We start from the raw sequence: 12,320 nt of genomic DNA, 5'->3' as shown, positions 1-12,320 counted from the left end.
GGGCTCTCAGATTTTAAGAAAGACCTCCTCTGCCCTTCTCAAACCACTCCCGAGTTCACCATTATAGCCCATTTCCTTTAATACCATCTCTGTCGCGGCAATTGCCGTTATCACATCAAATTTATCACAATAACCCATGTGGGAAATCCTGAATATCTTCCCCTTCAGATGATCCTGACCGCCGGCGGCAGTAATGCCGTGTCTTTCTCTCAACCGCTTGTATATCTGCTGGCCGTCAAAACCTTCAGGCGCCCGGACAGCGGTAACTGCATCGCTCGGAGACGTGCGTGGAAGCAAATCGAGCCCAAAACCCTTCATACCTTCTCTTGTAGCAGCTGCCAGCATATGGTGCCTTGTAAAAATATTATCCAGACCCTCTTCCTTAAGCATCCTTAGCACCTGCTGAAGTCCTATTATAAGAGACACTGCAGGTGTATAGGCAGTAGTATTCTTCCTTATATTCTCCCGTTCCTTTTTAAAGTCAATATAGAACCTCGAACATTTTGCAGTTTCATTCTTTTTCCACGCCTTTTCACTGACACTGGCAAAGGCAAGGCCCGGGGGCAGCATTAAAGCCTTCTGAGAGCCTGTAACAAGTATGTCTATCCCCCACTCGTCTGGTTTAATATCGAAAACGCCAAGAGCAGTTATGGCGTCAACGACAAACATAGTATCAGGATAGTTTCTGACAATCCCGGCAATAGTCTTTACATCATGAGCTACTCCTGTGGATGTCTCGCTTGCCTGTACATAAACAGCCTTTATTGAGGGATCTTTTTTGAGATGATCTGCTATAACTGACGGATCAACTGCATCACCCCATTCAACCTTTATCTCAACGGCATTTACACCAAACGCCTTGCAAATCTTCCCCCAGCGCTCGCCAAACTTTCCGCCATTTACCGTGATAACCCTGTCGCCCGGGCTGAGGAAGTTTGAGACTGAACCTTCCATTGCACCTGTACCGCTTGAGGCAAGGATAAGCACATCATTATTTGTCTGGAATAACCATTTAAGACCGGCGCTCACCTCCTCCATTACAGGCGTAAAATCAGGAGAACGGTGATGAATCATGGGATGGGCCATTCTGAGGAGCACCTCAGGCGGCACCTGTGTTGGACCTGGAGCTAATAAGTATTTCTTGTTCATGGGAGTGCTAACTTATCATGTTTAAGATTTACTTGTCAAGTATTTTAATGCCTCTTTTGCCGCCCTTTGCTCCGCCTCTTTCTTATTCCTTCCAATGCCGAGACCTAATACCTCGCCGTTAATGAGAAGTTCAACTTCAAAGGTCTTCCTGTGATCAGGGCCTGTCTCCTTTGAGACCCTGTATAACGGTAATTCAAGATTATGTCCCTGACAATACTCCTGAAGATCCGTCTTATAATCAAGGCTGATCCCATCGCGCGTTACAGCCTGAATTTGCGAAACGAATACCATCCTTATAAAGCCATCAGCCGCCGGCAAGCCGCCGTCAAGGTAAATTGCAGCTATAATGGCCTCTAAGGCATTGGCAAGTAATGACTCTTTCTTCCTTCCACCGGTGTGCTCTTCCCCCCTCCCAAGCAGAAGATATTCCCCTATGTCAAGTTCAGAGGCTATCCTGGACAGTGACGGCTCACTAACCATCATTGATTTCAGTTTTGAGAGCTCTCCCTCCTGATAATCAGGAAAGTGCTCCACAAGATATGAGCTTATGGAAAGGTCCAGAACTGCGTCACCAAGGAATTCCAGCCTCTCATTGTCTTTGGCATTCAGCTCCGGGTTCTCATTAACGTACGACTTATGTGTGATTGCCTCTCTGAGCAGGTCAATGTTAATAAAGTGATAGGAAAGCCTCTTTTGAAGGTCTCTTGTCAGTTCTTCTTTCATTTACTTTAACCTGAATATTTCCTGAAAAGGATACATGCATTAGTTCCGCCGAATCCAAAGGAGTTGGACATTGCAACATCCACACTGGATGCCCGGGCCTTATTCGGCACATAATCCAGATCACATTCGGGGTCCGGAAACTCGTAATTTATGGTAGGAGGAATGACACCTTTATCAATAGTCAGCACAGAGAATACCGCCTCTATACCGCCGGCAGCACCCAACAGATGACCTGTCATGGATTTTGTAGAGCTGACCGGAATATCATACGCCTTCTTTCCAAATATTGTCTTGATTGCCGACGACTCATTTTCATCATTGAACCTGGTGGACGTTCCATGTGCATTGATGTATGAAACATCTTCCGGCGATAATCCGGCATCTTTAAGAGTAAGCCCCATGCACCGTGCGGCGCCGGCCCCCTCGGGAGCAGGTGATGTAATGTGGTAGGCATCACCTGTCATGCCATAACCGCAGACCTCTGCATATATCCTGGCGCCCCGCTTTAACGCTGTCGTCAGTTCTTCCAGCACCATCACACCGGCGCCCTCACCCATCACAAACCCATCCCTCATAGCATCAAAAGGCCGGCTTGCCTTTTCAGGCTCATCATTTCTTACAGATAATGCACGCATGGCACAAAATCCAGCGACAGCAAGCGGACTTATTGTTGATTCAGTACCTCCTGCAATCATTACGTCCGCATCCCCACGCTGTATAATTTTAAATGCATCACCTATAGCATGGGTGCCTGTTGCACATGCAGTTACTACAGATGAATTTGGTCCTTTTGCCCCAACCATTATGGCAATGTGTCCGGAGACAAGGTTAATTATTACCATTGGGATAAAAAATGGGGTGAGTTTCTTTATACCCCCTTCAAGGAATTTGATATGATTAGACTCTATGGCCGGCAGACCGCCAATTCCGGCACCGACATACACGCCTGCCCTGTCTGCCATTGACCCGGCAATCTCAAGCCTTGCGTCTTCAACTGCCATCTTTGCAGCAGCAACGCCAAACTGGATAAACCGGTCCATCTTCTTTATCTCTTTCTTCTCGATAAAATCGGCAGGGTCAAAATCCTTAACCTCAGCAGCTATCTGAGAAGGGAGTTCTGACGGATCAAACCGTGTTATCCTGCCAATTCCGGGGCTTCCCTCACACAGGGCTTCCCATGTTTTATTCACCCCCGTACCGAGTGGCGTAACAAGTCCAATGCCTGTTACTACTACACGCCTTTTCAATACTAAATCCTCTCTTTTATATAATCAACTGAATTCTGAACCGTTATTATTTTCTCTGCATCTTCATCAGGTATCTCGATGCTGAACTCCTCCTCAAAGGCCATGACCAGTTCCACTGTATCCAGTGAATCTGCGCCAAGATCCTCGACGAATGACGCATCAGGAGTAATTTCTTCCTCATCAACTCCAAGTTGTTCCCCAACGATCTTTTTCACCTTTTCCTCTACTGACAATGCCACAGGTACATCACCTCCTTTTTGTTTGTTTACATGTACATCCCGCCATTTACATTTACAACCTGCCCTGTAATATATCCTGCCTCATCTGATGCAAGAAACTTCACGGTATTGGCGATATCTTCAGGCATGCCAAGCCTGCCCATCGGTATCTGATTCAGAAGGGCCTTCGTAACATCTTCCGGCAGTTTCCTTGTCATATCTGTCTCAATAAATCCCGGCGCTATAGCATTGGCAGTAACACCCCTGTTGGCATACTCCCTTGCAATTGTTTTTGTAAGTCCAATTATGCCTGCCTTTGACGCAGCATAATTTGCCTGTCCTGTATTGCCCATCATACCAACTATAGATGCTATGCTGATTATCCTTCCATATCTGTTCTTTACCATACCCTTGATTGCCGCCCTGGTACAATTAAATGTTCCTGTCAGGTTTATTCTTATTACATCATCCCATTCATTGTCTTTCATGCGAAGTATAAGATTATCCCTCGTAATTCCGGCATTGTTTACAAGTATACTGATCCTGCCATATTTTTTTATCACTTCACCTACTGCACTCTCGATGCCCGGGAAATCTCCGACATCAGCCTGCAGGGCCAGTGTCTGCCTTCCAGTGGCCTCTCCTATAGCCTTCATTGCAGACTGCAGTTCGCCTATATTTATATCTATACCAGCTATATCAACACCGTCCCTGGCAAGCGTTTCAGCTATGGCATATCCGATACCCCGGCTCGCCCCTGTAATAAATGCTACCCTGTTTTCTCCGGTCATGTCGTCAATCCCTCTAAAGTTTTATCAAAACTTGCTGCATCTTCTACATTAAACAACTCTGCAACCGTTTGCAACTCCTTTGCTATCCTTTTCTGCAATCCTGTCAGGACACGCCCCGGACCTACTTCCACAAATGTATTAAATCCATCCTTTAACAGAGACTGCATCGCATCATCCCACTTCACCGGACTTGTCAACTGCCTGACCAGTGCATTCTTTATGGCATCTGAGTCGTTAACAAGCACTGAATCAACATTTGTAATTAAAGGAATATTCAGGTTTGAAAATTTGATATTGTCCAGCACCTCTGACAACTTCTGCGAAGCCGGTTCCATCAGCGGAGAGTGAGATGGGACACTCACATTAAGAGGGATTACCTTCTTTGCACCTTTTTCCTTAGCCAACTCCATTGCCTTTTGAACTGCCCCGGCTGTGCCTGCAATAACTATCTGCTCCGGAGTGTTAAAATTAGCAGGTGTGACAATGTCTTCCGCCCCGGACGAAGCCGACCTGCAAACCTCAATAACATCATGCCTTGATAATCCAAGTACTGCGGCCATCATGCCGCTGTATTTCTGTACAGCATCCTGCATAAACCTGCCCCTCTTTTGTACTACAGGCAGTGCGTCTGTAATGGCCAGGCCTCCGGCAGATACAATAGCTGAGTACTCTCCAAGGCTATGACCGGCAACAACAACAGGTACTACATTCTCCTTCGCCAGGATGCTCCACGCCGCTATGCTCGTGACTAAAATAGCAGGTTGAGTATATTCTGTCAAATTGATTTTGTCTCCAGTATTATCAAAACATAACCCCTTAATGTCCCACTTCAGTATATCCTGTGCAACATCAAAAACCTCCCTTGCAGATGCATAATTATCATACAGAGACTTACCCATTCCAGTGTATTGAGAACCCTGTCCCGGAAATAGAAACGCAACTTTTCTTACCATTTTATCAGCACTGCCCCCCATGTAAGCCCCCCGCCAAATGCTTCAAGCAGGATATTATCTCCGTCTGATATCCTTCCTTCATTAAGAGCCTCATCCAGAGCTATAGGAATTGATGCAGCAGATGTGTTTCCATACCTGTCAAGGTTTATCATGAACCGCTCCATCGGTACACAAAGCTTTTTCCCGATTGCCTGAATTATCCTTAAATTTGCCTGATGTGGAATAAACAGCTTTATGTCGTCAGCCGTAAGGCCGTTGCTCTTTAATGCCTCATTAATTGAATTGCACATTGTGTTTACAGCCACCTTGAATGTCTCATTACCCCGCATCTTAACAAACTGGAGTCTGCTTTTTATCATATCCTCTCCGGGGGGGATTCGGGACCCGCCGCCTGGAACATAAAGCATATCCCATGATGTCCCGTCAGAGTAGAGATGTGTTGATATAACACCTTTTGGACCGCTGTCAGCTTTCAGTATCACGGCACCGGCTCCATCGCCGAACAGGACGCAGGTATTTCTGTCAGTCCAGTCCGTCACCTTTGAGAACACGTCAGAGCCAATGACAAGCCCGGTACTGTACATACCTGATTTTATATACTGGTCTGCAACTGAGAGTGCATAAATGAAACCTGAACATGCGGCGGACAAATCAAACGCAAAGGCGCCCTTTGCTCCGAGTCTGTTTTGAACAAGGCAGGCAGTGGATGGGAACAACATATCCGGGGTAACAGTAGCCACTATTATGAAATCAATATCAGAAGGCTTAATTCCGCTGTTTTTGACGGCTTTTTCAGCGGCAAAGAATGCAAGGTCAGACGCCGCTTCATCCTCAGCCGCTATCCGCCTCTCGCTTATGCCTGTCCTCTCGACAATCCATTCATCCGATGTGTCAACCATATTCTCAAGGTCTTTGTTTGAAAGGACTCTCAGGGGCAGGTAGGAGCCTGTGCCTGCTATCCTTGACCGGATAAACATCCTAACTCGTCTCCTCCCTGAAAAATGCCATTAACTCTGATACATCTCTTTGCAGATACTGGACAGTCTGAACTTCCGATAATCTGACAGACATCCCGATTGCATTCTTGATGGCCTTCGGTGAAGAGCGGCCATGACATATTATACTGACGCCGTTAACTCCAAGCAACGGAGCACCTCCATACTCAGCATAATCAACCTTTTTTTTGAAAGATGCAAACGCCTTCTTCAAAAGCAGATAGCCTATTTTCCCTGTTAAAGATTTTCTAATTTCCCGGGCCAGCATTTTTCCCATTGTATCAGCAACAGCTTCACTGATCTTAAGAGCTACATTCCCAATGAAACCATCACATACTATAACATCCGCACTCCCTCTGTAAACATCTTTACCTTCAACATTGCCGATAAAATTAAGAGGACTGTTTTTCAGATACCTGAATGTTTCTCTGGTCAGGACATTCCCTTTTGTGTCCTCTTCGCCTATGCTCAGCAGGCCTATCTTCGGGTTCTCTTTCTGCAGCATCTTCACTGCATATGCATGTCCCATGATAGCGAACTGATAAAGGTGCTTGGGCTTGCAATCCACATTTGCACCAACATCAAGCATGATTGCAACACCTTCCATTGTAGGCAGGATAGTGGCAATAGCCGGTCTTTCCACACCCTTTACAGGCCCGAGTATCAGAAGGGAGGCTGCCATTGCAGCGCCTGTATGACCGGCGCTGACAACAGCCGACGCCTTTTCATCACGTACAAGATTTGTTGCGACAATTATAGATGAGTCTTTTTTCTTACGGAGAACAGAGACCGGGCTTTCATGCATTTCAACCCTTTGTGAAGCATGACATATGGTTATCGGGAGACCGGATGCATTGTGTTTACCAAGCTCATTCCTGAGCAGGTTTTCCTCGCCGACAAGCACCACATCTGTATTGAACTCTTTTGCCGCAAGGATCGCCCCCTCGACTTCAGCAGCCGGAGAGCTGTCTCCACCCATAGCATCTAAAGCAATCCTCATACTGGTTTTCTACCGGCTATTTCTCGATAACGGCGACTACTTCCCTGCCTTTATATGTTCCACAGGATGGACAAACATGGTGGGCTAATTTGGTCTCGCGGCAGTCAGGACACACTACGTAACCCGGCATGGCAAGTTTTTTGTGCGTCCGCCTCTTGGCTCCGCGGGATTTGGATATTTTATGTTTTGGGTTAGGCATTGTATTACTCTCCTTATTCAAATAGATTTTTAATTATACTAAACGGGTTGTGCGCCTTATCTTCGGTACAATCACACTTTTTAATATTCAGATTCTGTCCGCATTTCGGACAAAGCCCCCTGCAATCAGCTTTACATAAGGGATGCATTGGGATTGCCAGCATAACCTGCTCTCTGAAGATGTCATTTAATTCAACTTCATCTCCGGCATAGTGGTCAATATCCATATCTCCTCTGTGAAGCACAGCTTCCTTCCCTGTGTCAGTTTCACGGACAGGTTCTTCCTGGCAATAAAACTCAGCCCTTACCGGATGGTTAAATTCACCGGCACACCTGCTGCATGTCAAACAGAGTGAAGTCCTCAGCGAACCGTCTACAAAAAAAACACTTCCCTGCCGGCTGACCCTTGCATCTATCCGGACATCATCATTCAGTTTCAGATCAGCTGGTTCTATACCCATGCCCTTTGCTGTTTCTACGCTATGAATTTCAATGCCTTCATCCGGAATTTGACTAACTATTATCTTCATAGCTGTATATACTGCCTTACCGGGAAAGAATAAATAAACCTTCCAATCAAAATTGGAATTATACAGAATTGAGGTATAATTGTCAATTATTTGAATACTTTTATCTGGATACATGCTTTATCCTGCTAAGTATTGAAAGCAGGATAACGACTGACAGAGTCAGGGCAAATATTGATGTATGCAATATAAGATATACGATCCCAATAAATGGGAACAGTGCATACCGGACAATCATTGGGGCAGGATGGTGATTCTCAAGGAAATCAGCTATTGACGGACTTACGGTGTAGTACGCAGCAACAAACAGGCGCCCGTACATCGAAGTCATAAGATACCTGTCCCGGAATTCACGCAGTATAAGCACATAAGGTGAGTCAGAAGAACCAAATGCAACAGTTGCTATAAAACACCTCTTATCAGACGAACCGGCCGTCTCAGGAGAGTCTTCACTAATCCTCGCAACTGAGAATGCCTGAGATGAACCTGTATCTGGACACTTGCTTCCCAGAGAAGCCTTATAACCATAAGGGGCAGTCTCCATGAGACCAGGCTCAATAAGCACTGAAGCCACAAGAAAGACCTCACTGTAATCAGATCCGAATCCATCAACAGACAGACAGCTGGAACCGGATGATAAATCAATTGCCATATCGTTCCTCTCAAAACCTGTTCCATCACCTCTGACCTTTACAAGCATTGTTCCCCAGTTTATGCCGTCAGCGCCGTCAAACTCAACTGTAAGGGTATTATTTTCTTTATCCTGCGGGAGGAATTGTATATAGTTTGATCCAAGTTCATGGGGTGCAGACAATGGGGACACGGATGATGCAACCGGGTAGATACCGACTGCTCTGACAGCAGCAGCCCTGCCGTAGCTTTCACCTTCTTCATAACCGCCGGACGGCTCTCCGATATCAGCCACGGCATTTAAGGCTACAAACCCCCTGAAGGCAGACTCAAAATCGCCCCGGCCATATTTGTCTGTTGCGAGGACCGTATTTAATGATTCAGTTCCACTCTTGCCATTCTCCCAGACATCACGGACGAACTCCCTGTTTTTCAGATAGACGTCTGTCATATAAAGAATAAATATTACGTCCCCATATTCATGTCCTGAATATGATGTACCGGAATTCTTCAGCGATAATTGAGGACTCCTTAACCATGACCAAACCCTCGGGTAATAATGATTGGATTCATCGTATACTACTTCCTCCATCCATGTTGCTGTTGCCTCTATCCACCAGTGGTTATCAGGGAAATACCACCATTCATCAATGGAGGGATAAGCAAACTGAATTGCATGGAAAAACTCATGCGCGGCAGTAATCTTCATTGTCTGCTCGTCTGTATAAGAGTTGTTTACAACAATATATGAGTATGATTCCTGTGTGTTTTCGTCTTTGCATATCTGAAAATAGTTCTTATCACAGTATGTCACTGTGAGACCAAGATAAGTGCCTGCAAGCGCCGGTGTCAGATCATCGGAATTACCGGATATATTGTCTTTTGTATTGGCGATATAGACGTCATAGAGATAGGTGTCGGTTCCAGTTGGACGGATATATCCAAGCTGCACTGTTTCAAACGCCCAGACCTCTTCAAGATAATCGGCCCACTTATCCACAGAGTCCGGAATGCCGGAACAACCTGTTCCATTATTATATGCTGAAGAGCATGCTGTCACATGACCTGAATCTGTTCCCCTGTCGCTGTTAATAAGATTATTTCCCCATTCAATATTGAAGTGCTCAGTCTCGATCCAGTTGGGCAGTAGATGCGTTGCCCGAACCATATTTACACCTTTCGCAAGCATCCGCGACGGAAGTTGATATGTTGTATTAACGGTCTTCGATAAAAAATAGCCGGAAGCAATCTCTCTGAATTCAGGGCTGAACTCATTCCATCGCATTCTTATGTCCATTACAGTCATTGTTGCATCATGCATCTGACTGTCATACAAAAGATCCCGGCTTAATGCTACTGAACTGGCATCGTGGGCAAAAACAGAATCAAGCTGACGCAACACAGAGACCTCAACGGGACTAATTCCGGAAACATTAAGATTCTCTCCTGATGATATGACCGGAGATAACACTGATAATAAGACTATTATCATTATTACTATTGGCATAATTATTCGCTATTCTAACATTGAATAATAAATGGCAAAAGAGTTTTATTTCTAATGATAATGGACTTCATCCCTGCTTGCCTGGATTTTTAAATTAAAGACTTTTCTGGAGGGTCATCACCTTCTCGGAAACATCGCGGTAGGTGGCATCAGTATCGTGGATTTCATTGAAAACACTAAGCGCATCTTCCTTTTTACCCGACATTTCCAATAAGGCACCAAGCTCATATTTCACAACAAGGTGGTTACGGTCATTAAACTGCGGGCTTTGAGCCGCCTTTTTAAGAACTTCAGCGGCTTCTGAATATTGACCAATTTCTTTGCAGCATAGTGCAATCATAAACGATGCATCAATGATTCTATGCTCTCCGGGGAGACACAGCCTGAATTCTTCAATAGCTTCCTGAAACAGGCCCATTTCCTTATAAGCTATGCCAAGATTATAGTGCGTTTCATAGTCTTCTGAGCTTAACTGCGATCTTATGCCTTCCTGAAATTCCTGAAATAACTCTTCAAAACTCCTTGTAGCCGGGCCATCTTCCTGAGTAAAGGTCCTTACAGGCTCTTCTGTTTCAGATTCTTTCAGGGCCTCTCCGAGATCAAAAAATGGGGATGACACCGCTTTATCTTTACTGCCGGCATCTGCCGCTGGTCTTACTATCTCAGGCTGAGATCCTTTCAGCCGGAGCAGCTTCGCCTTAGCCTCCTGATTATCCGGGTCTGCATGGAGGATCTTTTCATACACATTTACGGCCTCATCATTCATGCCCTGCTGAGCATAAAATTCCGCCTCTTCAAGAAGTTCACTTACATCAACCTGTGCGCTCGGGGTCATCCGGTCTCTGTATTCCTGGATTCTTCTGTCAGAAGGGTTTATGACTGCTGCCTCCTGAATCAATTCAGCTATCCTGTCTCCATCACCTTCTGACTCATATATTTCAGAAAGGATCAGGCACTCATCAATAGCCTTTTCGAGATCTCCGGTAGTCTTATAGACATCTTTCAATCTTGAATGGGCAATCTTATTATCAGGATCAATGCTCAATGCTGACTTAAGTTCATTTACAGCCTTTTCAACAAGTCCATATTTCATATAGGCATCAGCGGATGTTATATGATTGGAAATGTCCGCAGTTTCAGGCAAAACCACAGGAGCGGGGATTTCAGATTCATTCACCGGCTCTATATTACTCAGGCCATCTTTAGCCTCTGCTGAGAATGGATTTACCTCCAGTATCTTCTTAAAATAGTACCCTGCTTTTGATTTATCCCCCCTGTCAAAATAATATTTTGCAAGGAACAAGCCTTTATGCTCAATAGTATCTTTATTCCCGGACGAAAGAGACATTTCAAATAATATCTCATGTGCGGAAACTAACTCCGGCGAAATGCCTATAGTCTTTTCTGCAAACCCATACGCCTTTTCAATATTGTGTCTGCTAAGATATTCTTTGCTCAGATTCAGATATTCTTCTGCCGCACGCTGCAGCTCACCTCTGTTCAGCAGAATAGACGCAAGTTTTTCCCTGCATCCAATCTGATCAGGATAATCATTGATATGTTTATTTATAAGTTCTTCAGCTTCATCGTACTTTTTTGCCTTATTGTAGGAGTCAATAAGTAATGAAAAGGCATCTTCAGAATCAGGAGAGTTTTCCAGCGCCTTTCTCACATATGCAATGGCCTCATCACAATATCCGTCTTCCAGCCGTAGTTTCCCAATATTTAATGTAGCACTTGCATCATTTGGCTCCACACGTAAAATAAGCTTGTACAAACTCTCTGCGTCTTCCTTTCTTCCTGCCTGAAGATGGGCAGAGGCGACCTTGTTGTATTCCTCTATTGCTTCACTATTAAGACCTTCTTTCATGAAAATGTCCGCAATCTTGAGGCGGACGTTCAAATTAGAAGGATCCAGGTCTGCTATCTTTCTGTAAACATCCAGCGCCTCACGGATCTGGCCTTCCTGAGTATGGAGTTTGGCTGCGACTAAGTAGTCCTCACGGGCGTTACCTATGAGCCCTCTCTCACAATTAAGATTTCCAAGCTTTATGTAAATGTCCTTCCGGGAAGGGGCTATTTTAAGGACTTTTTTATAGACGGCGATCGCCTTGAGTGCAAAACCTGATGATTCAAATATCTCAGCAGCTTTGACGTAGTTTGATATTGCCTCGCCTTTTCCCTGCTCTGACACCTGATATTTCAGGCACAGGTCTCCTATTGTATTATAAATATTTGCGTCATTTGGGGTGTCTGTGATTAACTTCTTCCATTCCTCAACAGCCTTCTGTATCTGCCCTCTGACAGTGAATTGCTGTGCTGCTACTAATATTTTGTTCTTATCCAATGACAAGTATAGGCCTCACTTTCATCATTATAAAT

The 12,320-nt window shown here is 45.0% G+C and carries 12 protein-coding genes; all 12 read right to left on the bottom strand.

All coding sequences use genetic code 11. From position 1 onward, the window contains the following. Positions 1 to 6: 6 nt before the first annotated feature. On the bottom strand, positions 7 to 1,149 hold the full coding sequence (locus IT393_11550; GenBank protein ID MCC7203279.1) for an alanine--glyoxylate aminotransferase family protein: 1,143 nt from the start codon (positions 1,147 to 1,149) through the stop codon (positions 7 to 9). A 21-nt stretch (positions 1,150 to 1,170) separates the two neighbouring features. Next, positions 1,171 to 1,872: a ribonuclease III gene (rnc, locus tag IT393_11545; protein ID MCC7203278.1), complete on the bottom strand. Its 702-nt coding sequence runs from the start codon at positions 1,870 to 1,872 to the stop codon at positions 1,171 to 1,173. A gap of 5 nt (positions 1,873 to 1,877) precedes the next feature. Beyond that, positions 1,878 to 3,119 carry a beta-ketoacyl-ACP synthase II gene (gene fabF, locus IT393_11540; protein MCC7203277.1) on the bottom strand — a complete coding sequence of 414 codons (1,242 nt, stop codon included), beginning with the start codon at positions 3,117 to 3,119 and terminating at the stop codon, positions 1,878 to 1,880. Between the two features lie 2 nt (positions 3,120 to 3,121). After that, positions 3,122 to 3,352, bottom strand: a complete 231-nt coding sequence (gene acpP / locus IT393_11535) for an acyl carrier protein (protein MCC7203276.1) — start codon at positions 3,350 to 3,352, stop codon at positions 3,122 to 3,124. 32 nt (positions 3,353 to 3,384) lie between these two features. Then, entirely contained in the window at positions 3,385 to 4,128 is a 744-nt protein-coding gene (gene fabG, locus IT393_11530) for a 3-oxoacyl-[acyl-carrier-protein] reductase (GenBank protein ID MCC7203275.1), read from the bottom strand. Then, positions 4,125 to 5,081, bottom strand: coding sequence for an ACP S-malonyltransferase (fabD, locus tag IT393_11525; GenBank protein ID MCC7203274.1), 957 nt, complete (start codon positions 5,079 to 5,081; stop codon positions 4,125 to 4,127). Before fabD ends, fabG begins: the two co-directional genes overlap by 4 nt. After that, entirely contained in the window at positions 5,075 to 6,052 is a 978-nt protein-coding gene (locus tag IT393_11520; GenBank protein MCC7203273.1) for a ketoacyl-ACP synthase III, read from the bottom strand. Before IT393_11520 ends, fabD begins: the two co-directional genes overlap by 7 nt. Before the next feature lie 7 nt (positions 6,053 to 6,059). Continuing rightward, entirely contained in the window at positions 6,060 to 7,076 is a 1,017-nt protein-coding gene (gene plsX / locus IT393_11515) for a phosphate acyltransferase PlsX (GenBank protein MCC7203272.1), read from the bottom strand. A 16-nt stretch (positions 7,077 to 7,092) separates the two neighbouring features. After that, complete coding sequence (gene rpmF, locus IT393_11510; protein MCC7203271.1) at positions 7,093 to 7,275, bottom strand: 50S ribosomal protein L32; 183 nt, start codon at positions 7,273 to 7,275, stop codon at positions 7,093 to 7,095. A gap of 13 nt (positions 7,276 to 7,288) precedes the next feature. Then, positions 7,289 to 7,804 (bottom strand): DUF177 domain-containing protein, encoded by a 516-nt coding sequence (locus tag IT393_11505; GenBank protein MCC7203270.1) that lies wholly within the window; start codon positions 7,802 to 7,804, stop codon positions 7,289 to 7,291. A 100-nt stretch (positions 7,805 to 7,904) separates the two neighbouring features. Further along, a complete protein-coding gene (locus IT393_11500) occupies positions 7,905 to 9,938 on the bottom strand; it encodes a hypothetical protein (protein ID MCC7203269.1) in 2,034 nt (677 codons plus the stop codon). A 94-nt stretch (positions 9,939 to 10,032) separates the two neighbouring features. Then, a complete protein-coding gene (locus IT393_11495) occupies positions 10,033 to 12,285 on the bottom strand; it encodes a tetratricopeptide repeat protein (GenBank protein MCC7203268.1) in 2,253 nt (750 codons plus the stop codon). Positions 12,286 to 12,320 lie beyond the last annotated feature (35 nt).

It is taken from the genome of Nitrospirota bacterium (assembly GCA_020851375.1).
Classification (GTDB): Bacteria; Nitrospirota; 9FT-COMBO-42-15; order HDB-SIOI813; family HDB-SIOI813; genus RBG-16-43-11.
The sequence above is the reverse complement of the archived record's forward strand: the minus strand, read 5'-3'. Positions and strand labels throughout refer to the sequence as shown.

Coding starts and splice junctions, on each gene's coding strand:
- fabD (MCC7203274.1), bottom strand. CDS start 5,081: ATGGTAAGAAAAGTTGCGTTTCTATTTCCGGGACAGGGTTCTCAATAC.
- rpmF (MCC7203271.1), bottom strand. CDS start 7,275: ATGCCTAACCCAAAACATAAAATATCCAAATCCCGCGGAGCCAAGAGG.
- plsX (MCC7203272.1), bottom strand. CDS start 7,076: ATGAGGATTGCTTTAGATGCTATGGGTGGAGACAGCTCTCCGGCTGCT.
- rnc (MCC7203278.1), bottom strand. CDS start 1,872: ATGAAAGAAGAACTGACAAGAGACCTTCAAAAGAGGCTTTCCTATCAC.
- IT393_11500 (MCC7203269.1), bottom strand. CDS start 9,938: ATGCCAATAGTAATAATGATAATAGTCTTATTATCAGTGTTATCTCCG.
- IT393_11550 (MCC7203279.1), bottom strand. CDS start 1,149: ATGAACAAGAAATACTTATTAGCTCCAGGTCCAACACAGGTGCCGCCT.
- IT393_11505 (MCC7203270.1), bottom strand. CDS start 7,804: ATGAAGATAATAGTTAGTCAAATTCCGGATGAAGGCATTGAAATTCAT.
- fabG (MCC7203275.1), bottom strand. CDS start 4,128: ATGACCGGAGAAAACAGGGTAGCATTTATTACAGGGGCGAGCCGGGGT.